The following is a 22,108-nucleotide window of genomic DNA, read 5'->3' as shown; positions in this document are numbered from 1 at the left end:
TGCCGGTTGATGCCATGGTTTACGCCAATTCAGAGGGTAACAAGGCATTACAAAAAACCGTTCAGACGTGTTTTTTTGTATCATGGTATCTATGCAATCGACGACACAAGATATTGAATGGATGACGCGCGCACTCCGGCTGGCTGAGCGTGGCTTGTATACAACTTCACCGAATCCCCGGGTTGGCTGCGTCATTGTGAAAGACGGTCAATGCATAGGTGAAGGGGCGCATCTCAAGGCCGGTGAACCGCATGCAGAAGTGCATGCCTTGCGTGTAGCTGGTGAGCAGACGCGTGATGCGACGGCCTATGTCACGCTGGAACCATGCAGCCATTTTGGCCGCACCCCCCCTTGTGCAGATGCGCTGGTGCAGGCCGGTGTCAGCCGCGTGGTGGTGGCAATGCAGGATCCTAATCCATTGGTGGCAGGGCAGGGGATCGCCCGCTTGAAAGCCCAGGGGATCATGGTGACTGTTGGCGTGTGCGAAGCACAGGCCGGTGCGCTGAATCCCGGATTTATCATGCGCATGACGCAGCAGCGCCCATACGTGCGACTGAAGGTCGCCGCCAGCCTGGACGGGCGCACGGCATTGGCGAATGGCACTAGCCAATGGATTACATCTGCCGATGCCAGGAAAGATGTACATCACTGGCGTGCACAGAGTTGCGCCATTATGACCGGCATTGGCAGCGTGTTGCAGGATGATTCTTCACTCACCGTGCGCGATGTGGCCACGACCAGGCAGCCTTTGCGGGTGATTGTTGACAGCCATTTGCGCATCCCTGTGGATGCCAGAGTTTTACAGCATGGACATGCGCTGGTGGCTTATGCCCATGCGGACGCCGCCAAGCTGGATGCCTTGCAAGCGCAGGGTGTACGCCTGCTGCATGCGCCCAATGCGCAAGGCCAGGTGGATATCCTCCAGGTGATACAGGCCCTGGCGGCTTTGCCCTGCAATGAGGTGCTTATCGAAGCCGGGGCCACACTCAATGGCGCTGCATTGCAAAGCGGGCTGGTGGACGAATTGTTGCTATATTACGCACCCAAATTGATGGGGCATGCCGCGCGTGGCATGTTCGCGTTGCCTGAACTTTCGCATATGTCTGAAGTCCGTGATTTAAATATCACCGATGTTCGTCACTTTGGTCCGGATCTGCGTATCCGGGCCAGGTTACGTTAATATTCATGCTGATCGATACTCATTGCCACCTGGATGCTGCTGAATTCGATGCTGACCGCGAAGCGGTATGGCAGGCAGCCATGCAGTCCGGCGTACGGGCTATTGTGATTCCGGGTGTGACCTCCGCCACATTCCAGCCCATCATGGACTGGTGCGCACAGCACCCGCAAGCGGGGTTCGCCCTGGGATGGCATCCTTTATTCGTCGATCAGGCGCCAGAGGATGCCTTGCAGCAGTTACAACAGACCATAGAAGCCGTATTGCAAGGTCCGCAGGCACATCAATTATTGGCCATAGGTGAAATCGGGCTGGACTTTTATATCACACGCGATAACGAAGCGCACCAGATCGCCATGTTTGAGGGCCAGTTACAGCTCGCCAGGCAATTTGCGTTGCCGGTGATTCTGCATGTGCGCAGTGCCATTGATACCGTACTGAAATATTTGCGCAAGCACGGCATTCAGCAGGGAATCGCCCATGCATTTAATGGCAGTCGCCAGCAGGCAGATGCCATGGCGGCACAAGGATTGAAGATGGGGTTCGGCGGGGCCATGACCTGGCCACGCGCATTACGCATCCGCCAGTTAGCGGCGGAATTACCTATTGAGCATCTGGTATTGGAGACGGATGCACCCGATATACCGCCTGTCTGGATCGGACACCAGGGCCGCAATAGCCCGGACCAATTAAAAAGAATAGCAGGGGAAATAGCGTCAATCCGGCGCATTGAAATTTCGCAACTCATTGAAATGACAGGTAAAAATTCTGTGCAAGTTTTGCCAAAATTAGCGCATTTATGCACATGACTTAAAGTGACACTTTAAGAATGTGTCGAAAGTGTTTCAATTATAGTGGTGTGATTTAAGTTATTGATTTTAAACAATAAAAAAATAGATTAAAAAATGAACTTTCAGAAAAAACCCTTATAAATTGGTGAGTTACGCTTTTAAGACACAGCAATCCACAAAGTTATCCACAGATTTTGTGGATTGAAATTTTGCTGCTTTCTTCCTGGAAAAATGCAAGCGTTTTTACAAGTTTTACACTGCTTAATGGTAAATAGTTTTCTTGACTTATGCGTATTAATGAACAACATTTCCGTACAATCTGGCAGCAGGGAGACCGTGTTTGCCTGATAGATCAAACACAGCTGCCTTTTGAGCTCGTGACCGTAGAGGTCACTTCGCTGGTACAAATGTGCCATGCCATCCGTAGTATGAAAGTGCGTGGCGCGCCGCTGATCGGGGTGGCCGCTGCCTATGGCATGGCCCTGGCATTACAGGAGAATGCCAGTGACGGATCCCTGCAAGGCGCCATGCAGCAACTGGTGGCAACCCGGCCGACTGCCGTTAACCTGGCCTGGGCCGTGCAACACATGCGACAACAGTTATTGGCACTGCCCATTGCAAAACGGGTGGAGACTGCCTGGCAGATGGCAAACATGCTAGCCGATGAAGATGTCAGCCAGAACCTGGCGATTGGGCAACAGGGCAAGGTATTGATTGCAGGCAAGGCTGCGGCAAACCCGCAACAAACAGTACATATCCTGACGCACTGTAACGCCGGCTGGCTGGCGACTGTGGATGGTGGCACGGCGCTCGCCTCGGTGTATGCTGCGCATGATGCCGGCCTGGATATTCATGTCTGGGTGGATGAAACCCGCCCGCGTAACCAGGGGGCAAGCCTCACGGCATGGGAGCTGGCACAACATGGCGTACCACATACCGTGATTACCGATAACGCGGGTGGCCATTTGATGCAGCAGGGACAAATCGATATGGTGATCGTTGGTGCGGATCGAGTGACCCGCAACGGCGACGTCTGCAACAAGATAGGCACTTACCTGAAAGCACTGGCTGCGTATGACAACCGGATCCCTTTTTATGCGGCAGTACCCACGCCCACCATTGACTGGCAACTGGTGCACGGGGCCGCGATTGAAATTGAGATGCGTGATGCCGATGAAGTGGCCTATATGCAAGGGCAGGGCAGTGATGGCAAACTGCAGAAAGTGCGTGTCATTCCGCACGAAAGCCGGGCATTGAACCCGGCGTTTGATGTCACGCCTGCCAGGCTGGTGACGGGGATTATTACCGAGCGTGGTATTTTTCCTCCCGAACAGTTACAGCAGGCATACACAGCCTTTGAGCCAAAATCATGACAATACCGGCACCCCCAGAACAGCTTTTGCAAGTGGCCCGGCAACTTTCCAGCCTCGGCCTGAATAAAGGGGCTTCCGGTAACGCCAGCATCCGGCTTGAGGATGGTTTCCTGGTGACACCATCGGGGGTGCCTGCCGAGCAGTTATCAGCCAGCAGCATGGTGTATATGCAATGGGAGGGCATCGCCGAACCTGGTAAAAAGCCTTCCAGTGAATGGCGTTTTCACCGGGATATCCTGCAAGCGCGCCCTGAGATTCACGCGGTCGTGCATTGCCACAGCATGTTTGCCACGACCATCGCCTGTATGGCACGGGATGTGCCGCCGTTTCATTACATGATGGCGGTGGTGGGGGGCGACAATATCCGTTGTGCACCTTATGCACTGTTCGGCACGCAAGCATTGTCGGATGCAGCAGTGGCGGCCTTGCAGGATCGCAAAGCCTGCTTGCTGGCGCACCATGGCATGATTGCGCTGGGGCAAGACTTGCCGCAGGCACTGGCGATTGCGGTGGAAGTGGAAAACCTGTGTGAACAATACTGGCGCTTGCTGCAACTGGGGGAGCCTGCATTGCTCAGTAGCGAGCAAATGCAGGCAGTGCATGCGCAATTCGCCGGTTACGGCCAGTGGCGCAAATAACGGTTGCACGGCGGCGCAGCTGTTTTTAGAAGATAGTTATAGTTTAGGGAAAAGCGCTAGTGTCGTTAATCGCAATAATTGACCAGGGTCACAAATAAACACATTTTCTTGTGCGTGCTGGCCTGCTGCCAGAATCGCTGCGGGCGGGGCATGGCATTTCAATAATACCCCGCCGGACTCTACCGCATTCAGGCCTTTGGCGTATGAGGTCGCGACTGCTTCGGAAGTGGTCCAGCAAAACCCTATTTTAATCTGGTCGAATAAAAACCAGCTCTCACCACGGTATAAGGTCAGTCCTTGCCCGTCATAGGCCGGCAAGGCTTTTCTCAGGACCCGCAGGATTGACGCATCATCCTTGATTCTGGCGCGCAGATCGCCTCCATAGGCCATCCACAGGGACTGGATCTTTTCCTTCTGGAAGATGGCTGCATCATTGATATCAGCCAGGTAGGCGAAGGCCTCCCGCCACAGTCCGGCATCTGCAGCATTCACATAGGCACCGTGGCAAAACTGCCGTGCCAGCGATTGTGGGGTGATTTTCATGTAATGAGTGTACCCCTGCAATGTGGGGTTGAGCCAGCCCGTATGGTTGGCTGGCCTTCAGCGGGCGTGAGGTACATCAACCTTCGACCGGATGTTCTGGCGTATCCAGGGTCAATTGGTAAAAACCGAGATCCAGCCAGCGGCCAAATTTGTATGCGGCTTGCCGGATGGTGCCAGCATGTTTGAACCCCAGTTTTTCATGTAATGACACGCTGCCGGTATTGTCGGTATCAATGCCACCCACCAGCACGTGTACCTGGTTCTGCCTGGCAATGGCAATCAATCGCTGCATCAGGTACAGGCCCAGGCTTTTGCCCCGGTGATTCTTGTGCACATACACCGAATGTTCCACCGTGTATTGGTAGGCGGGCCAGGCACGAAAAGTCCCGTAGCTTGCAAAACCCAGTAAAGTGCCATTGGCATCTACTGCACCAATCAGTGGAAAGCCATGCTCTTCCTTGGCCTGGAACCATGGCCGCATGGATTCAAATGTGCGCGGTTTGTAATCGTAGAGTGCTGTCGAGTTGATGATGGCGTCATTCAAAATATCCAGGATCTGCCTGGCATGGTGCTCATAACTGCAATTCACAAAAGTGCAGTCAAGCCGGGCAGGGTCTTTTTCAGGTGGATAGTGCGGCATTTAACTACGCACCCACTCGCCATCAATCAGTTTCTCCTGCGGCTGGAACTGCTGTTTGTAGGTCATTTTTTCACTGTCGGCAATCCAGTAACCCAGGTACAAATAAGGCAGGCCCAGCTGTTTTGCCCATTCAATTTGCCACAGGATGCCGTAAGTCCCATAACTGGCTTTGTCAGTGGTCTCGTAAAAGGTATAGACCGCTGACAGGCCATCTGCCACCAGGTCAATCACACTCACCATTTTGAGGGTGTTGCGGCTATCCCTGAATTCGACCATGATGCTTTCGACATTGGACTGGCACAGGAACTGCTGGTATTGCGACACTTCATCATCAAACTCGTCCAGTGGCTCAGGGCCATTGCTGTGGCGCTGTTGCTGGTAGGCATGGTAAAGCGCAAACTGTTCTTCGCGGTAACCAGTGTCGAGAATCGTGACTTGCAGGTCAGCATGTTTTTTCCAGGCGCGTTGCTGGCTGCGGCTAGGTTGAAAATCATTGACTGGCAGCCGTACCGAAATACAGGCATGGCACTGTTCACAATGCGGCCGGTAGGCAAACTTGCCGCTGCGGCGGAAACCTTGCTGGATCAACCCGCTGTAAATACTGGCATCGACCAGGTTTTGTGGTGTGGCAATCAGGCTTTGTGCCAGCTTTTTCGGCAGGTAGCCGCAGGGGTAAGCGGTGGTCACATAAAACTGCAGTTTCTGCAGTGGGGCATCGTTAGGCAGCGTCATGGGGTAGCAGGTCGTTCAATTGCGCAATAAAACGGTCTCTGGGGATTTCACAGGCGCCAAAACTTTCCAGCAAAGGGGTGCGCATCTGGCAATCTATCATACCGACTTGTTGCGTGTTTAGCCATTGCACCATATGCGCAAAAGCCACTTTGGACGCATTGCTAACATGGTGGAACATGCTTTCGCCATAAAACATACGCCCTATCCTGATACCGTAACAACCGCCAACCAGGATATTGCCCTGCCAGGCTTCCACACTGTGGGCATAGCCTGAATGATGCAATTGGCTATAGGCTTTGATCATCTCGGGGGAAATCCATGTACCGTCCTGGCCGGGGCGCGCAGTGGCTGCGCAGGCCGCGATGACTTGTTCGAATGCCGTATTGATGCGAATTTCAAAGAGGTGCTGCTGCATGACTTTACGCAGGGAGCGGCTGATATGGACTTGCGCCGGGAAAAGCACCATGCGCGGATCCGGACTCCACCAGAGAATGGGCTCTCCCGGGCTGAACCATGGAAAAATACCACGCTCATAAGCGGCCAGTAATCGCTGCGCACTTAAATCACCTCCAATCGCAATTAAGCCGTTAGGGTCAGTCAATGCCTGCTGTAATGGCGGAAAGGGGGTCTGCCTGTCCAGGATAAGCACTGGCCCGCCGGGCAGCGGGTAATAACTGTCTTGCATAGCGGTTAATCAAAAGAGGGTGGTGAATGCGTGGGCTTCATTCTACCGCTTTGCGGGCAGATATGGCATCTGTGCCGTATCGGGTACAACCTTCAATAGGCTGCTTGCCTTCCCTCTCGCTAACAGGTGGCGTGCAACTCACTGGATAGTTTGAAAAAATTATTTCAAATCAATTGATTAACGCGTAAAATGCGCAACTCTCAAGCATAGCCGGTCACTCGCGTGGAAACCTATACCTCCCTTACTGCCAAACCTGTCAGCAGCTATCGTCCCTATTGGGCGAAACGCTTTGGCATTGCGCCCGTGCTGCCGATGAGCCGCGCCGAAATGGATGCGCTGGGCTGGGATAGTTGCGACATTATCCTGGTGAGTGGTGATGCCTATATTGACCACCCCAGTTTCGGCGTGGCGCTGATTGGCCGCCTGCTGGAAGCACAAGGTTTCCGTGTCGGTATTATTGCCCAGCCGGACTGGCAATCGGCCGAACCATTCAAGGTACTGGGAAAACCCAATCTGTATTTTGGCGTGACCGCCGGCAATATGGATAGCATGGTCAACCGCTATACGGCTGACCGCAAAATCCGCTCTGATGATGCCTATACGCCAAACGCGGCATCCGACAAACGCCCGGACCGCGCCGTGCTGGTGTATTCGCAACGTTGCAAGGAAGCCTATCCTTCAGTACCCCTAGTCATTGGCAGTATAGAAGCCAGTTTGCGCCGGATTGCGCATTATGATTACTGGTCAGACAAGGTCCGGCGCTCTATCCTGATTGATTCCAAAGCGGATTTGCTGGTGTATGGCAATGCCGAGCGCGCCATTATTGAGATTTCACATCGCCTGGGGCGCGGAGAGGATATCAGCGAGATTCAGGATATCCGCGGCACCGCGTTTATCCGCAAGCAGGTGCCTGAAGAGTTTATAGAAGTGCCATCTACCCGCCTGGATAGGCCGGGTGTGGTGGATAAACACGAAGACCCTTACGCCATGAAAATGGGCAAAGGCGACGCCAGTTGTGCAACGGATGAGCAATCTGCTGAGACTGCTGCAGCAACAACCATTAGCCTGCCGTTACCGTTGAAAGCAGCCAAAGTGCCGCGTGACCGCCAGGTGATCCGCATGCCCTCTTACGAAGAGGTAGTCAGTGATCCTGTCATGTATGCCCATGCATCCCGCGTGCTGCACCTGGAAGCCAACCCGGGCAACGCGCGTGCGCTGGTGCAGAAACATGGCCACCGCGAAGTCTGGCTGAACCCGCCGCCGATTCCGCTGACGACCAAAGAGATGGATTATGTGTACGATTTGCCTTACGCACGCAAACCGCATCCTGTGTATGGCGGCGCCAATATCCCGGCCTGGGAGATGATCCGCTTTTCGGTCAATATCATGCGCGGCTGCTTTGGCGGTTGTACTTTCTGTTCCATTACCGAGCATGAAGGGCGCATTATCCAGAGCCGTTCCGAAGAGTCGATTCTGCGTGAAATTGAAGAAATCCGCGACAAGGTGGAAGGGTTTACCGGTGTGATTTCCGACCTGGGCGGGCCAACGGCCAATATGTACCGCCTGTCCTGCAAGTCGGAACAGATTGAAAAGAATTGCCGCAAGCTTTCCTGTGTCTATCCGGGCGTATGTGAAAACCTCAATACCGACCATTCGGCATTGATCCAGTTGTATCGCAAGGCACGTAACCTGCGTGGCGTGAAGAAAATCCTGATTGGCTCGGGCTTGCGCTATGACCTGGCGGTGAAATCGCCGGAATACGTGAAAGAGCTGGTGCAGCATCATGTCGGAGGTTACCTGAAAATCGCGCCCGAGCACTCGGAAGAAAATGTACTGAGCAAGATGATGAAGCCGGGCATGGGCGCTTATGATGAATTCAAGCGCATGTTCGAGAAGTTCAGTGCCGATGCCGGTAAAAAGCAATACCTGATTCCGTACTTTATTGCCGCGCATCCGGGCTCCACCGATGAAGATGTGCTGAACCTGGCGCTGTGGCTCAAACGTAACGACTTCCGACTGGACCAGGTACAGACGTTTACACCGACACCGATGGCAATGGCAACCGCCATGTATCACAGTGGCAAAAACCCGTTGCGTAAGGTGACGCATGATTCAGAAATTGTGCCGGTGCCGAAAGCGGGCAATATCCGGAAATTGCACAAAGCATTTATCCGTTACCATGATCCGCAAAACTGGCCGCTGCTACGCGAAGCGCTGAAGAAAATGGGTCGGGCCGATTTGATCGGGAATGGTAAAAAGCACCTGGTGCCCGCCTATCAGCCTGCGGTGTTGCCACAAATTGTGCAATCAGACGGCAGCCGTTTCAAGGCCAAGCCATTGCCCAAGGGATTCAACCAGACCAAAAGTTTTGCCAGCCCGAAAAAGGGCCACAGTAGCGGTAGTCGCAAACACTGATGATCGCCGGCGCTTGGCCCGCCGGTATTTCATCAACCGTTTTGTGCGCCCGGCATTGCCGTATCACTGGCCTGTATTCACAAAAAGATAATGACGGAGAACCAAATGCGATTTGTGTGGCTGTTGGCGGCGGCCTTGTGGCTATGCTGCCTGCCGTCGCAGGCAGCGGGTAATGGCCTGTTCTGGCAACTGGAATCGCCCACCGGCAACGTGAGTTACCTGTTTGGCACCATGCATACCGATGACCAGCGGGTGACGGATTTCCCGCCGCCTGTATTGCAGGCATTAAACAGCGTGGAGACCTTTATGCTGGAAGTGGCAGAGCCACCCCGGCCTGAATGGTTGCGGTTGCCGCAGGGGGATTTAAAAACTTATTTATCGGCGACGGAACTGGATCAGCTGGCCATTCTGGCAGAACGGCATGTGATGCCGCTGGAGGCTGTCTTGCGCATGAAGCCATGGCTGCTGGCAGTGCTGTTTGATTTGCCCAGGCCACAAACCCCGTTTGCCCAGGACTTTCTGTTGCAAGCCGCTGCCGAAACGCAAGGCAAAAAGATTATTGGCCTGGAAAATCCGCAGGCCCATTTTGGCGTGATGGATAGCCTGACCATGGAAGAGCAACTGACCATGCTGCGCGCTGTCCTGCAACGTAGCCAGGCGCAGAAAGAGCAGGATTTTGAACGTTTGCTGCATGCCTACCTGGCAGGGGATGTTGAACAGATTGCCCGCATGGATGAAAGCATGACCGGCGATATGTTACCGCCAGCATTGTGGCAACGGATACGTGTGAAGCTGCTCGATGAGCGCAACGTGCTGATGGCCAGGCAGGGAATCGCCCAGGCACGGCAAGCGCGGGTGTTTATTGCGGTCGGGGCTGCACACCTGGCGGGCGAGCACGGATTAATCCACGCGTTCAGGCAGGCAGGATTTAAGCTGACGCCTGTGCCGAAATAATCAGGCCACTGTCTGATTGCCAACTGGCTGCTGGTTTCCTGTGTGGGCCAGTTCGTCCGCGATGCGGGTGATGTACGCGACAAAATCGGCATCTTCGCCGACCAGCAGGCGAGGAAACTGCTGGCGGAAATCTTCGCGCAGGCACCATTGGCGCATGTAATCTTCCCATGACATCCAGCGGCGCAAGCGCTTGCCGCGCATGTCAGCGTCATAAGCCAGCAAATAGGCGCGTTCAAACAATGAAATCAGGATTTCGAACAGCACCAGTTTGCGCTCTTCCTGTTCGGCAGACAAAGGCAAGGTGCCGGTGTGCGAGCGTAATTGCAAATCCGGGTTGGCCATGACCAGTTTGAGGAAGTCGGTATAGTTGTCTGCCAGCAACTGGTACACTTCTTCGTCCTCGTTTTCACGCTCCTTGCGTTGCTCCAGGATGAAGGTAAGGATGGCCAGCGGCAAACCGACGACGGTCACGATATAGCTGAGCAGTTCCCAGGTCTGGATGTCCATGAGGGTGCGTGCCGCGTGGATTTAATTGAGGGTGTTGGCGTGTTGCTGGATGACTTCCATGCACTCATCAAACTGCAATGACTTATCAAAGAAATATTCCACGCCCAGCGTACGGGCCAGGTTGCGGTAATAACTGTTGCCATGGTTGGTCAGCATGATGATGTCCGGCGTTTTGAACGGGTAACCTTGCTGTTGCGTGTGCCGTACCACATCGAACCCTGTACCTGCCGCCAGTTCTATATCCAGGACGACCATATCGTACTGGCGGGAATTGAGGCAGTCTATTGCCTCTTCGCTGGTGGTTGCGATGTCTTTAATGGCTAACTGGTCACAGTCATGCAGCATCTCGGCGATGACATCGCGTATCAGCGCGGAGTCTTCAACAAGCAGCAGTCTGTACATGGCCATTTCCAATCGCATGACGACCGGATGTCGAGGAGGATTTCAGGCACTGTCGCATGGATGTTGCGTCGTATGCAGGCAAGCAGGGCTGATGGTGGCTAATTGAGCAAGCCATATTTGATCGCATAGTAAGTCAGGTCAGCATTGGACTTCATTGCCATTTTTTCCAGAATACGGCTACGGTAAGTGCTGACAGTTTTGATGCTGATAAATAATTCGTCTGCGATGGCGGTCGGGGTTTGCCCGGCTGCCAGTTTCACGAATACCTGGAACTCCCGGTCGGACAGCGTTTCGTGCAACTGCTTTTCCGATGGGTGGCTGAGTTCATTGGTCATCAGCTCGGCCAGTTCGGCTGAAATATAGCGTTTGCCAGCCGCTACGGTACGAATCGCCTGGATGATTTCATCCGAGTCCGCATTTTTGGATAAATACCCCTTGCAACCGTTACGCATCAGATTCAATGCATACTGGTCTTCCGCATACCCGCTGAGAACCAGCACGGGTAAATCGGGGGCCACATGTTTTAATTCGTGCAGCGTGTCTACGCCGTTTTTATCCGGCATGGAGATGTCCAGCACCATGGCATCGTAATTGTTTGCCCGTACCAGTTGTATGGCCTCCGCCCCTGACGAGGCTTCCCCGACCACTTGTAAATCGGATTCAAGCTCAATCAGGTTACGCAGGCCATCGCGTACAATGCTGTGATCATCCACCAGAAGAATTCTTTTCATTATAGGTTGCTCGTGCTATCGGGTTGCAGAAGAGGTTGTATCAGTATCCGGTGCTGAAGCGGGCGTGTTCTCTGGCGCTTCGCCACTTGGCGTCAGTTCGGTCCTGAACAGGCGCCAGTCCTGGCTGATCATGGCCAGGGAGTTGTCAAATAATGGTTTCTTTTTCCATAGTTTGCGCACGGCCAGAAAGGCCAGTACACCCACCAGCACCGGAACCAGCATGACGAGGCCCAAAATCAGTGAGCGATGAGGGTGTTGCCACAACAGTGAAAATAACCACATCAGGCCCAGCAGCCCGGTAAAAATAAACATGGAAAACACCACCAGTATGCCAACGACGCTGGTGGCCATGCGCTCGGTTTCCTCCAGAAAATCCTGCTTCAAGTAGTAGGCACGGCTTTCGGCATAATCTGCCGCATGCTCACGCAGGTGCAGCAAATTATCTGTCAATGTCGTCACTTTCCGATTGAAAAATAATATCGCTGCAAATTTCAAGAGGTTAACCCACATAGTTTTCCTTAAAGGTCACGGCGTTTGGCGCCCAGCAAATATCCTACCAGTAAACCAACGCCGGCGGCTACCAGCACAGTACCCAGCGGGTGTTCCTGTACGGTGTCGGCGGTCCTGTCCTTCAGGGTATGGTAGGTTTCGTTGAATTCCTGCTGCACCTGGTCTTTCACGCGGCCGGCACCGGCAGAAATTTTAGAGGCGATGGAGGCCGCATCTTCGCTGGTCAGGCGGTCAATGTTTGATTTCAGGGTACGGATCAACTCTTTTGCCTTGTCCTGGGTATTCTCAGTGGTGTCCTGCACCGCTTCCAGCAAGTCATTGGCGGTCGATTTTACCTGAGAGGCAATTTCCTCGATTGCATGATCAGATTGCTTGGCCAAACGGTCGGTGGTTTGCTCAACATTATCTTTGGAAAAATTAAACATTATCTACTCCTTTTTTGAGTGGGCGTTACATATAAGCTAAAGAAACATACTAGCTTTTCATGATAGTGCCAATCATACGCACCGGGGCTTTTGGACCCTATAGGCTAGGCACCGATATCCAGGTCAGAATCGTCTGACAAATGGCTTGATGACAGGCTAAATGCCAAGTATGCGTTGCTGATCGCAGGTAACATCGTTATGATGCAGCTGATACATCGGCTAACATAACATAATAGTCATGCCATTGCGATGTAGGGAATGTTTACATCAAAACAATTTGACTGCCATGCAAAAAATCAGAACTTACCTTATTGCCTTACTGGACCGGCTGGAAAAGGTCACGGATACCTTTGGCGGGAATACGGTGACTTTGCTGACGGTCAGTTTATTGCTGGCAGCAGCCATGCTGATATTGAATGACCGTTTAATCGTCACCACCAGTGAAAAAACGGATGCACTGGCAACGCTCGATCACTTGCTGACCGAGACATGGCAAACGCGTGCCCATCTGGCGATCGCGGAGGGTACGCAGAAAAGCTATCTGCTGACACGATCAAAGGATTATTTCAAACCTTATGATGAAGCCACTGACCAAATCGGCCGGCACTTGAAAAAAATTAATACCTTGCTCGATAACCCTGCCTTGAACAAGCATCCTGAAATGCAAGCCATCATGACAGAGTTATCCAGCAGCATCGCCAAAAAATCTGCTGAAATGAGCGTGACCATGGACCTGGCCAGAAAACGCCAGTTCGATAAAGCGCTGGCAGTGGTCGGGCTGGATTCCGGCATCAAGGAAAGCCGCAATATTGCAACGCTTTCCAAAAAATTTGAAGAGCAGGTGCTGATCTACCGTTTCGAATTGTCAGAGAACCGCAATAATACAGGGCGCATGATGCGCTGGGTGGTGATGGCGGGTCCGCTGATCTTTGTGTCACTGGTGGTGCTGGTGATTCGACGACTGTTGCGTGAGCTGGCAGAAAAAGAGAACCTCTATGTGCGGCTGTCAGACGAGAATCTCGAATATGAGCGCAATATACAGAGCCTGACGACCCGGCTGCAGGGACAGGCTTTGCAGGCGCAGACCAATATTGAACGCGAGCGCTATAAACTGGCCAGGGAGTTGCATGATGAACTGGGCTCCCTGCTGACGGCCATCAAAATGGATATTTCATGGGCGGCCAAACGTTTGAAGGATGAAATGCCGCAGGTAACGGAAAAACTTAAGAAAACCAACCAGTACCTGGACCGCAGTATTAATTTCAAACGTGAGATCGTGCAAAGCCTGCACCCGTCCATGATCAAGAGTTTTGGCCTGATTGCCTCATTGCAAAACCTGATAGATGAAGCGGCTATCCGCAATCAATGGGACCTGGATGTCATTATGCCTGAGCAGGAAATGCACATTAATGAAACCCTGGGGTTGATTATCTACCGCCTGGTGCAGGAAAGCCTGAATAATTGCAGTAAATATGCCGAGGCCACCCGTGTCGCCGTGCATCTCATGCATGATGAGCAGTATATCAAACTGGAAATTGTCGATAATGGCGTCGGCTTTGACCCTGAAAGTATGAGCAGTAAATCGACAGGTATTGGCGGTATGTGTAACCGTGTGGAATCCATCGGCGGCCATTATGAAATTTCAAGCTTTCCTCACCAGGGAGCCAGCACCCGGGTATTGCTGCCTTACTTCAAAGAAGAAACTACTTCTTTCCCTTCGGCCTGAATGTAATCCCGTTGTAGTCATATTCTGACAATGGATTCAGCCCCCGCCGACTGACCTGCGCCCCTCTACCGCTTAACATGGCATCACTGACATCGCAATGATGTGTGATGAATGCGTAACAGGAGGCGCACATGTTAATGTCTAAATTCCAACAAGCGATCGTCTTCGGCGGCCTGCTGACTGCCGCGATCACCTTAAATGCATTTGCGTTTGATTTGAAAGAAGTCAAAAACGGTGATCAGCCTTATCTGGACGGTTTCAATGCGCTGGATAAAGACCAGAGCCAGACTTTAAGCTGGGCCGAGGCACAAGCGGATAGCGGTTTGAAGCACCAGGATTTTAATGCTTTTGATGCCAATAAAGATGGCAGTTTGAGCTACCAGGAATATGCTGAACTGAAAACCAGCGCTGGCCAGGAAATATTCAAGGCAGCCATGTCTGACAGCTGGATTACGACAAAAGTAAAAGCACGCCTGCTGGAAGAGGAAGCACTGAAGTCACTCAAAATCAGTGTGGAAACCCATCAGGGCGATGTATTGATTAGCGGGTTTGTTTCGGATGTCACGCTTAAAAGCAGGGCTGAACAACTGGTGGCCAGTGTCGAAGGCGTGAAGTCCGTGAAGAATGCCATCGTGGTGAAAGAAGGTTAACCTGAAAACACCCCTTTGCAAGCCATATCCTCTCCCAACGTAGTGGCTTGCGCTTTTTTTTACGGCGGGCTATCCAAACATGTGTTGACGATTCATCCTCGGGAAGACATGGATAGCTCGCCACCTTAAGTAACAGAAAGGACACATCATGAAAAAAACAAATGTATATCTGAAAAGTGGTGTATTAGTCGCAATATTAATGTGTGCCAGCACCAGCGGACTGGCTGCCGATTTACCCAGAAGTGAGCCGATGTACAATTTCCTGCCTGGTGATGTTGTGGTACAGAACGTCAAAACCAGCCTGCAGAATCACGGCATTGATGCTTCTTCCCTGCAAGTGGATGCAGATGCCAAGGGCGTGGTGAAGTTATCCGGGCCGGTTGGTTCCAAGCAGGATGCTGAAACGGCCACCAATATTGCCAAAGAGGCTGAAGGGGTTTATGCGGTGCTGGGCCAATGGCGGTACGAGTCTGCAGCTATCCCGGTTTCGGAAGCCGATACCTTGATTGAAAATGAACCCTCTGCCGATGGCAGTACTGCAGATGGAGCTGGCACGCAATGAACAGATCGGGAGGGGCGACTCTCCCGTGGTGACCTGCAGCAGCAAGATACCAAACAGGAATTAATCCTGTTTGAACATCATATGTCGACCGCATTCGTCCTTAACCTGGTTGACTTGCCGGACGAATAATTGTCGCACGCTGCGTGGCGTACCGGGCGGATGGAACATGCAGGTATGAAAAAAGGTGGCTCTGGCCACCTTTTTTCACGATGACAGGGCGTTTTCAGCCAGAGGCCAGCTTTAAACCGATGATGCCGGCAATAATCAATAACAGGCTGATAATCCGCAACGGGGAGACGGGCTCATTAAACAGCAGAATGCCTAGAATCACCGTACCTACTGCACCTATGCCTACCCAGACTGCATAAGCGGTTCCCACTGGCAGGGCTTTCATGCATAAGCCGAGCAACCAGACGCTGATAACCATGGCCACAATGGTCCAGAAAGAGGGCCAGAAACGCGAAAATCCCTCCGTGTACTTCAAGCCAATCGCCCAGGCGGTTTCGAATAAACCGGCAATTACAAGTACCAGCCAAGTCATATAACTCCTTTGTTTAATATATCTATTATATCTATGGTTAAGCCATCAAGAGTTTAAGGCTGCCAGGTCCTGTCCGGAAAGCCAGCGCCATTCGCCTGGCAACAGGTCTTCCGGTAAAACGAGCTGGCCAATCCTGATACGCTTTAAGTGTTCTACCCGGTTACCAATGGCGGCAACCATGCGTTTGACCTGGTGATATTTGCCTTCTGCCAGTGTCATATGAATCATGTTTTCCGAGATACGCACAATCTCCAGGGCCGCAATGGTCTGGTCTTCATCCACCAGTTGCACGCCTGACAACAGGGTTTGCAATTGTTCATCACTGACCGGATGTTTGCAGTCAACGGCATAGACTTTCGGCACATGATGCTTGGGTGAGCTGATCTTGTGGATAAACTGGCCATCGTCCGATAACAGGATCAGGCCGGTGGTATCTTCGTCCAGCCGCCCTATGCACTGAATGCCGCGTTCCACCAGCGGGGCAGGCAGCAAGGTATAAATCGTCGGATGAAACTGGGTTTTATGTGTGCACTCGTAATGTGCCGGTTTGTGCATCATGAGATAGCTATGTTCACGATATTGCCAAGCCTCTCCCTGCACGGTGAAATCCAGGTTATCCAGCTCAAAAGTCGCGTCGGGATCATCACACAGAGCACCATTGACGGTGACCTCTTCATTCACAATCAGGATGCGGCACATCTTGCGTGTACCAAAGCCTTGCCGGTGGAGGATGCGTTCTAAATCCAGTTTTTTTGCCATGGCGGGATTATACGTGAATGGGGCTCATAGTGGCTGGTTGGAGGGGGTGTAGTGGCATTCTCAGATTTTTTGCATTGGCGGGTTATGTTGTGTTTTGTTTCGCTTTTTCAGTGAGTTATTTTTCTTTTCTTGCCCATAAGAAAGAAGGCAAAGAACAGGACACCCCAGCTTCCGCTTATTTTATTGAGCAACGCAAGGGCGCCGGCAGGCCGTGATGGTGGGTACCCTCTTTATCAATTCACGTATAATCCCCGCATGGCATTCAAACACATTACCTCCCGCGATAACCCTGTCTACAAACACTTGCGCAAACTTGCGGATAATGCCCGTGAACGTAAAAAAGAAAAAGTCACCCTGCTTGAGGGCGTGCACCTGATTGAAGCTTATGTGCAAACACAAGGCGAACCCCAGTTACTGATTATTCCAGAGGGGAAAAGCAGTCTTGAAGCGACCGATTTGCTGCAGCAACTGGCCGATGTGGATACCATGATGCTGCCGACTTTGATGTTTGCCGATCTGGCACCGGTGGCCAGCAGTAGCGGGATTATGGCCCTGGTTCCTGTGCCGGAATTGCCATTACCGCAAGCTGTGGATTTTGCCCTATTGATTGAAGATATCCAGGACCCTGGCAACCTGGGCAGCATGCTGCGCACGGCGGCGGCGGCCGGCGTGCAAGTGGCTTACCTGACTAAAGGCTGCACTGATGCCTGGTCGCCCAAGGCTTTACGTGGCGGGCAGGGGGCGCAATTGATTTTGCCGGTGGTTGAGAATGTCGAGGCGGAAGCACTGGTGAAAAACTTTCCCGGCAAGACCCTGGCGCTGGCCATGCAGGGCGAAAGCTTGTATGAGCAGCCTTTGTCTGAGCCAGTGTTGTTTGTGGTCGGTAATGAGGGCGCCGGTATTTCACCGGCCTTGCAGTCTGCCGTAAAGGCTTGCGTCACGATTCCGATGGCACATCAGGGCGTACTGGCGCTGGAGTCGCTCAATGCGGCGGCAGCCACGGCGATTGCCCTGTTTGAATGCCAGCGCCAACGCCTGTCAGCGTAACCCTGGTGTGTGACTTCCTAGTGTGTGATTTTGTGGTCATCGTCGTCGCTGAACAAGGCTAAAGCCTCTTCTTCATCGACCACATAGTGCTTGTTGCAGAAGTCGCACTGAATTTGCACGCTGCCTTGTTCTTCCAGGATACTGCGCACTTCGGCCAGGCCCAGTAGTTGCAGCATATTGGTGACACTTTCCTGCGAGCAGCTACAGAACGCCCGGATATTGCGCCCGTCAAACAAACGCACATCTTCTTCAGCAAACAGGCGTTGCAGCAGGGTTTGCGTGTCCAGGTCCAGCAGTTCGCGGTTGGTCACGGTGCCGGCCAGATGCTGGACGCGGTTCCAGCAGTCCAGGTCTTGTTCCTGTTGTTGCGGCAGCTTTTGCAGCAGTAAGCCGGCGGCGTGATCACCTTCGGCGGTGAGCCACAGGCGCGTTTCAATCTGCTGCGAGCGCAGCATGTAGTTTTCCAGCATGCTGGCGATATTATCGCCTTCCAGGGGCACGATGCCCTGGTAAGGTTCGCCTTCTTCCGGCATCAGGGTAATCACTAGCTGGCCCTGTTCCAGCCAGTCGGTCAAATGGCCGCCTTGCAATTCTTCCTGCACCTTGGCGGTAGCACGGATATCCAGCGCAGAAGTGCATTCCACCACCAGCAGTTGCAGTGCGCCCCTGCTTTGCAATTGCAGGATCAGCTTGCCCTGCATTTTCAGGGTGGAGGTGAGCAGCACGCTGGCGGCGGCAAATTCACCGATCACCTGTTTCAGGGCAGGTGCTAACGGTTGGTGTTCCAGTGCGGTAAACAGGCTTTGATCCAGGTGTACGCAGTTGCCGCGTACTGCCGAGTGCTCAAAAATAAAGGGATGCAGTTGGTCCGGGGAAATCGTTTGGGTCATGCGGCTATTTTACCATTGATGACTGGCTTTACCGTGCGCAATAGTGTTCTTTGGCAATTGCCAGTGAGTGTATGCCCATTGCCAGATAGCATGCAATGAACGGGTGTGGATATTGTCCGGTAGCGGCTGCTGCAAAAAGCGTAGCGCCTCAATCAGCACTGTTTCCACATTATCGGCGGGTAACGCTTTGGCGAGATTCTGCTTGCTCAGTTTTTGCCCTGCGGTATTCATTACCAGTGGAATATGCGCATAGACTGGTGTGGCGTAGCCGAGTAATTGCTGCAAATAGATCTGGCGCGTTGTGGAGTGAAGTAAATCTGCGCCGCGCACCACATGCGTGACGCCCTGCAAGGCATCATCGACAACGACGGCTAACTGGTAACTGAATAAACCATCGGCACGCTTGATCACGAAATCGCCGATATCGGTGGCCATCGTGTGTTGCTGCCGGCCCTGAACCTTATCCTGGAAGCAGATGTCCTTATCAGACGTTTGCAAGCGCCAGGCTGCAGGTATGCCAGCTTTCGCCGGATGTTGCCGGCAAGTGCCCGGATAAATCGCACCCTCTATGCCTTGCCGGGTACTGGAGTCGGCAATCTCCTTGCGCGAGCAGGTGCACGGGTAAGCCAGATTTTTATCCCGCAGAAAGTCCAGCGCCTGCTGGTAAAGATCACTGCGCCGGCTTTGGTAAATCATTTCACCATCCCAGACAAAACCGTAACGATGCAAGGCTGCAATGATCTCATCGCTGGCACCGGCAACACGGCGTGTGGTATCCACATCTTCCATGCGCAATAGCCATTGCCCACCTTGGCTTCTGGCATCGCAATAACTCGCCACGGCGGCGACCAGTGAGCCGAAATGCAAGGGGCCGGTGGGGGAAGGCGCAAAGCGTCCAATGACCATGCGAGGGAGTGCCTATTGTGTGACGTAAGGCGGGATATGCCAGGCGACCAGTTGTTTGCCGCGCAATTGCAGATGGCAGGCCATGCGTTCACTGCCGTGGCTGGAGACATCAAAAGTATAGGTACGCTGTAATTGCATGCGCCCATTGCCATCCCTGGCAAATCCGATATGTGAACAGGCCACTGTTTCATCCAGGAATTGCAGGTGACAGCGCTCTGACAATTGGCGGCCGATGTTCAAGGCGATTTCGCGCTTGGCGATCGAGTCCATCCAGAACCAGGCACCGGTGATGACGATTGCTAGTAATGACCACTCAGCCATATGAGGCCTCCTGCAAGCCGGAGCCACTTTTCGGTGTATGATTGAAGTTCAAAATCAATATCCTTGTTAATTCAGTAAATGCAGTGTGCTATGAGTTCATCACGCGAAACAGACGCTATTCAGGCCTATTATAATTTATTGCACGGCAAAGGCGCGGATGACGCGATTATGGCTCAGCGCGACGCGGTACTGGCCGAATTGTGCCCGATGCTGGCGGATCAGGAATGTAGCAGTGCGGTGTACCGCAAGGCGGTGGACGATTGCCTCGAAGGTAAGCCCGCACAGGCGTGGCCGGAAATGCTGACCATTATCCGCGAGTTTTACCCGTTCTGGCGCGGCGATGTCAAAGCGGTGATGCAATATGCCGATACGGTGGGGTTTGAGTTACATGCCATCGGCTGGCAGCCGGCGGTGATTGATTTGCAATCGGTGTGGCCTACCCTGCAATCCGAGAAGTTCGCCACTTCTGAATTATGGGCGCTTAATGGGTATGTCAAGGCGCTGAAAGCCATGGATCATAAACTGGACATGGATATTGAAGTGCGCACGCGTATGGCCAAGCTGATGCTATTACGCATGCGCGATGCACCCCTGTCGGAAAAAAACGCCTATCGCATTACTGCCGATGCGACCTTGCCATTGTTCAATCTCAGGCATACACGCCATTTATTCCTCAATGCCGTGCGCGAGTTTTATTATTTCTGGGCCGCCCATCCTGAGGCAGAAGCCATGCTCAAGCAACTGCAGCCAGTGGAAATCATGTGAGGTGCATTTGCACCATAAGTGTGCAATGCACGGGCGTTTGCGCCTTGCTGGTGCATGTACTGAGCATCCTGGAAATAAACTCCTTTAAAATCAGCCGGATAAATATGGTCTGATAATTGCTTTTCCATTCCGCACTTTTAAAAAGGCGTATTTTCAGCGCCTGATGATTGATTCTGTTCGGAGAGCGAAATGGAAGCGTTAATGTCCGCGAATGATGTTTTGTTTGTGTTATTGGGCGCCATCATGGTACTGGCCATGCATGCCGGGTTTGCCTTCCTGGAAGTGGGTACCGTGCGCCAGAAAAACCAGGTCAATGCGCTGGTTAAAATCATGGTGGATTTTGCTGTCTCTACCATCGCCTATTTCTTTATTGGCTATGGGATTGCCTACGGGGTACATTTTTTCAGTGGGGCAGCGTTATTGGCCGCGCACCACGGCTATGACCTGGTCAAATTCTTTTTCCTGCTGACTTTTGCTGCAGCGATTCCGGCCATTATCTCCGGGGGTATTGCCGAGCGTGCCAGGTTCAATCCGCAAATGGCGGCAACGTTCCTGATCGTCGGCTTTATCTACCCATTTTTTGAAGGCATGGCCTGGAACAACCATTTTGGCTTCCAGGATTGGCTAAATGCCAGCTTTGGCGCCAGATTCCATGATTTTGCCGGCTCCACCGTAGTGCATGCGATGGGCGGCTGGATAGCGCTGGCGGCAGTGTTATTGCTAGGCGCCCGCAATGGTCGCTATACCAAGGATGGCCGTTTGCATGCATATCCACCATCCAATATTCCTTTTCTGGCGCTGGGTGCATGGATACTGACCGTAGGCTGGTTCGGTTTTAATGTGATGTCCGCACAGGCAATCCAGCACATCTCCGGCCTGGTCGCAGTCAATTCACTGATGGCGCTGGTTGGCGGTACACTGGCCGCCCTGTTCTTGGGCAAAAATGACCCTGGCTTTGTCCACAATGGCCCATTGGCCGGCTTGGTGGCGGTGTGTGCCGGTTCTGATGTCATGCATCCGCTGGGTGCGCTGGTGACCGGTGCGGTAGCCGGTGCATTATTCGTGTGGGCATTTACGCTCACGCAAAATCGTTTGAAGATCGACGATGTGCTGGGTGTATGGCCGCTACACGGTTTATGTGGCGCCTGGGGCGGGATTGCCGCCGGTATTTTTGGCTGTACCAGCCTGGGGGGCATGGGGGGTGTCAGCTTCCTGAGCCAATTGGTGGGCACGCTCACAGCCGTCAGCATTGCGCTGGTAGGTGGGGGCCTCGTGTATGGCTTGCTGAAGAAACTGGTGGGTATCCGGCTGGATGCCGAGTCAGAGTTTGACGGTGCGGATTTAAGTATCCATAAAATCCCCGCTGTATCGGCAGATTAGCGCTCTGCGCTTGAGAGGGATACCGGTTGAGCGGCAAG

General features: G+C 52.9%; 26 protein-coding genes. 12 read left to right on the top strand and 14 right to left on the bottom strand.

Features of this window, described 5'->3' with window-relative positions:
* Positions 1 to 91: 91 nt before the first annotated feature.
* The 4 genes from ribD (at position 92) to BLP53_RS06610 (ending at position 3,979) form a co-directional block, all read left to right on the top strand.
* The gene (gene ribD, locus BLP53_RS06625) at positions 92 to 1,180 is read left to right on the top strand and encodes a bifunctional diaminohydroxyphosphoribosylaminopyrimidine deaminase/5-amino-6-(5-phosphoribosylamino)uracil reductase RibD (RefSeq protein WP_091471419.1); all 1,089 of its coding nucleotides are present in this window, start codon (positions 92 to 94) and stop codon (positions 1,178 to 1,180) included.
* Positions 1,181 to 1,185: 5 nt separating this feature from the next.
* Positions 1,186 to 1,986, top strand: coding sequence for a TatD family hydrolase (locus BLP53_RS06620; protein WP_091471353.1), 801 nt, complete (start codon positions 1,186 to 1,188; stop codon positions 1,984 to 1,986).
* A gap of 269 nt (positions 1,987 to 2,255) precedes the next feature.
* Positions 2,256 to 3,341: an S-methyl-5-thioribose-1-phosphate isomerase gene (mtnA, locus tag BLP53_RS06615; RefSeq protein ID WP_091471352.1), complete on the top strand. Its 1,086-nt coding sequence runs from the start codon at positions 2,256 to 2,258 to the stop codon at positions 3,339 to 3,341.
* Positions 3,338 to 3,979 carry a class II aldolase/adducin family protein gene (locus BLP53_RS06610; RefSeq protein ID WP_091471351.1) on the top strand — a complete coding sequence of 214 codons (642 nt, stop codon included), beginning with the start codon at positions 3,338 to 3,340 and terminating at the stop codon, positions 3,977 to 3,979. Before mtnA ends, BLP53_RS06610 begins: the two co-directional genes overlap by 4 nt.
* A 36-nt stretch (positions 3,980 to 4,015) precedes the next feature.
* On the opposite strand, the gene BLP53_RS06605 is transcribed toward BLP53_RS06610, so the two are convergent.
* From BLP53_RS06605 to aat, 4 genes are all read right to left on the bottom strand, one after another.
* The gene (locus BLP53_RS06605) at positions 4,016 to 4,522 is read right to left on the bottom strand and encodes a hypothetical protein (RefSeq protein WP_091471350.1); all 507 of its coding nucleotides are present in this window, start codon (positions 4,520 to 4,522) and stop codon (positions 4,016 to 4,018) included.
* A 76-nt stretch (positions 4,523 to 4,598) separates the two neighbouring features.
* On the bottom strand, positions 4,599 to 5,162 hold the full coding sequence (locus BLP53_RS06600) for a GNAT family N-acetyltransferase (protein ID WP_091471349.1): 564 nt from the start codon (positions 5,160 to 5,162) through the stop codon (positions 4,599 to 4,601).
* Positions 5,163 to 5,894, bottom strand: a complete 732-nt coding sequence (locus BLP53_RS06595; RefSeq protein ID WP_091471348.1) for an arginyltransferase — start codon at positions 5,892 to 5,894, stop codon at positions 5,163 to 5,165. It abuts the gene before it with no gap.
* Positions 5,881 to 6,579 (bottom strand): leucyl/phenylalanyl-tRNA--protein transferase, encoded by a 699-nt coding sequence (gene aat / locus BLP53_RS06590; RefSeq protein ID WP_091471347.1) that lies wholly within the window; start codon positions 6,577 to 6,579, stop codon positions 5,881 to 5,883. The genes BLP53_RS06595 and aat overlap by 14 nt, the downstream gene beginning before the upstream one ends.
* A gap of 222 nt (positions 6,580 to 6,801) precedes the next feature.
* Here aat and BLP53_RS06585 point away from each other — a divergent pair, with 222 nt between their 5' ends.
* Both BLP53_RS06585 and BLP53_RS06580 read left to right on the top strand, forming a co-directional pair.
* Positions 6,802 to 8,994: a YgiQ family radical SAM protein gene (locus BLP53_RS06585; RefSeq protein ID WP_091471346.1), complete on the top strand. Its 2,193-nt coding sequence runs from the start codon at positions 6,802 to 6,804 to the stop codon at positions 8,992 to 8,994.
* 105 nt (positions 8,995 to 9,099) lie between these two features.
* Entirely contained in the window at positions 9,100 to 9,948 is an 849-nt protein-coding gene (locus BLP53_RS06580) for a TraB/GumN family protein (protein WP_091471345.1), read from the top strand.
* On the opposite strand, the gene BLP53_RS06575 is transcribed toward BLP53_RS06580, so the two are convergent.
* From BLP53_RS06575 to BLP53_RS06555, 5 genes are all read right to left on the bottom strand, one after another.
* On the bottom strand, positions 9,949 to 10,455 hold the full coding sequence (locus tag BLP53_RS06575) for a hypothetical protein (protein WP_091471344.1): 507 nt from the start codon (positions 10,453 to 10,455) through the stop codon (positions 9,949 to 9,951). It abuts the gene before it with no gap.
* A 21-nt stretch (positions 10,456 to 10,476) separates the two neighbouring features.
* The gene (locus tag BLP53_RS06570) at positions 10,477 to 10,857 is read right to left on the bottom strand and encodes a response regulator (RefSeq protein ID WP_091471418.1); all 381 of its coding nucleotides are present in this window, start codon (positions 10,855 to 10,857) and stop codon (positions 10,477 to 10,479) included.
* Positions 10,858 to 10,955: 98 nt separating this feature from the next.
* On the bottom strand, positions 10,956 to 11,588 hold the full coding sequence (locus tag BLP53_RS06565; protein WP_091471343.1) for a response regulator: 633 nt from the start codon (positions 11,586 to 11,588) through the stop codon (positions 10,956 to 10,958).
* 15 nt (positions 11,589 to 11,603) lie between these two features.
* Positions 11,604 to 12,098 carry a phage holin family protein gene (locus tag BLP53_RS06560; RefSeq protein ID WP_091471342.1) on the bottom strand — a complete coding sequence of 165 codons (495 nt, stop codon included), beginning with the start codon at positions 12,096 to 12,098 and terminating at the stop codon, positions 11,604 to 11,606.
* A gap of 8 nt (positions 12,099 to 12,106) precedes the next feature.
* Positions 12,107 to 12,523, bottom strand: a complete 417-nt coding sequence (locus BLP53_RS06555) for an ElaB/YgaM/YqjD family protein (RefSeq protein WP_091471341.1) — start codon at positions 12,521 to 12,523, stop codon at positions 12,107 to 12,109.
* 286 nt (positions 12,524 to 12,809) lie between these two features.
* Between BLP53_RS06555 and BLP53_RS06550 the strand changes: the two genes are divergently transcribed.
* The 3 genes from BLP53_RS06550 to BLP53_RS06540 all read left to right on the top strand — a co-directional run bounded on the left by BLP53_RS06550 (position 12,810) and on the right by BLP53_RS06540 (position 15,461).
* Positions 12,810 to 14,249 (top strand): sensor histidine kinase, encoded by a 1,440-nt coding sequence (locus tag BLP53_RS06550; protein ID WP_091471340.1) that lies wholly within the window; start codon positions 12,810 to 12,812, stop codon positions 14,247 to 14,249.
* 137 nt (positions 14,250 to 14,386) lie between these two features.
* The gene (locus BLP53_RS06545; RefSeq protein ID WP_245652671.1) at positions 14,387 to 14,899 is read left to right on the top strand and encodes a BON domain-containing protein; all 513 of its coding nucleotides are present in this window, start codon (positions 14,387 to 14,389) and stop codon (positions 14,897 to 14,899) included.
* 148 nt (positions 14,900 to 15,047) lie between these two features.
* Positions 15,048 to 15,461, top strand: coding sequence for a BON domain-containing protein (locus tag BLP53_RS06540; protein ID WP_091471338.1), 414 nt, complete (start codon positions 15,048 to 15,050; stop codon positions 15,459 to 15,461).
* Between the two features lie 223 nt (positions 15,462 to 15,684).
* Here BLP53_RS06540 and sugE read toward each other — a convergent pair whose 3' ends face one another.
* Both sugE and BLP53_RS06530 read right to left on the bottom strand, forming a co-directional pair.
* Complete coding sequence (sugE, locus tag BLP53_RS06535) at positions 15,685 to 16,002, bottom strand: quaternary ammonium compound efflux SMR transporter SugE (RefSeq protein ID WP_091471337.1); 318 nt, start codon at positions 16,000 to 16,002, stop codon at positions 15,685 to 15,687.
* Positions 16,003 to 16,047: 45 nt separating this feature from the next.
* Positions 16,048 to 16,761 carry a pseudouridine synthase gene (locus BLP53_RS06530; protein ID WP_091471336.1) on the bottom strand — a complete coding sequence of 238 codons (714 nt, stop codon included), beginning with the start codon at positions 16,759 to 16,761 and terminating at the stop codon, positions 16,048 to 16,050.
* A 255-nt stretch (positions 16,762 to 17,016) separates the two neighbouring features.
* On the opposite strand from BLP53_RS06530, the gene BLP53_RS06520 reads away from it, so the two are divergent.
* The gene (locus tag BLP53_RS06520) at positions 17,017 to 17,808 is read left to right on the top strand and encodes a TrmH family RNA methyltransferase (protein ID WP_091471334.1); all 792 of its coding nucleotides are present in this window, start codon (positions 17,017 to 17,019) and stop codon (positions 17,806 to 17,808) included.
* Positions 17,809 to 17,825: 17 nt separating this feature from the next.
* Here the strand turns inward: BLP53_RS06520 and hslO are convergent, their stop codons facing one another.
* From hslO to BLP53_RS06505, 3 genes are read right to left on the bottom strand one after another with little or no spacing between them, the layout of a single operon-like run.
* A complete protein-coding gene (hslO, locus tag BLP53_RS06515; protein ID WP_091471333.1) occupies positions 17,826 to 18,698 on the bottom strand; it encodes an Hsp33 family molecular chaperone HslO in 873 nt (290 codons plus the stop codon).
* A gap of 9 nt (positions 18,699 to 18,707) precedes the next feature.
* Positions 18,708 to 19,604, bottom strand: a complete 897-nt coding sequence (gene gluQRS, locus BLP53_RS06510; protein WP_091471332.1) for a tRNA glutamyl-Q(34) synthetase GluQRS — start codon at positions 19,602 to 19,604, stop codon at positions 18,708 to 18,710.
* Positions 19,605 to 19,616: 12 nt separating this feature from the next.
* Complete coding sequence (locus tag BLP53_RS06505) at positions 19,617 to 19,925, bottom strand: DUF3301 domain-containing protein (RefSeq protein ID WP_091471331.1); 309 nt, start codon at positions 19,923 to 19,925, stop codon at positions 19,617 to 19,619.
* A gap of 90 nt (positions 19,926 to 20,015) precedes the next feature.
* Between BLP53_RS06505 and BLP53_RS06500 the strand changes: the two genes are divergently transcribed.
* Both BLP53_RS06500 and BLP53_RS06495 read left to right on the top strand, forming a co-directional pair.
* Positions 20,016 to 20,690 (top strand): hypothetical protein, encoded by a 675-nt coding sequence (locus tag BLP53_RS06500; RefSeq protein ID WP_176755223.1) that lies wholly within the window; start codon positions 20,016 to 20,018, stop codon positions 20,688 to 20,690.
* 189 nt (positions 20,691 to 20,879) lie between these two features.
* Entirely contained in the window at positions 20,880 to 22,070 is a 1,191-nt protein-coding gene (locus BLP53_RS06495) for an ammonium transporter (RefSeq protein ID WP_091471329.1), read from the top strand.
* Positions 22,071 to 22,108: the final 38 nt, after the last annotated feature.

The sequence above is a fragment of the Methylophilus rhizosphaerae genome, assembly GCF_900100975.1.
GTDB classification, from domain to species: Bacteria; Pseudomonadota; Gammaproteobacteria; order Burkholderiales; family Methylophilaceae; genus Methylophilus; species Methylophilus rhizosphaerae.
Note: the sequence above shows the minus strand (reverse complement) of the source record. Positions and strands in the feature narration are given on the sequence as shown.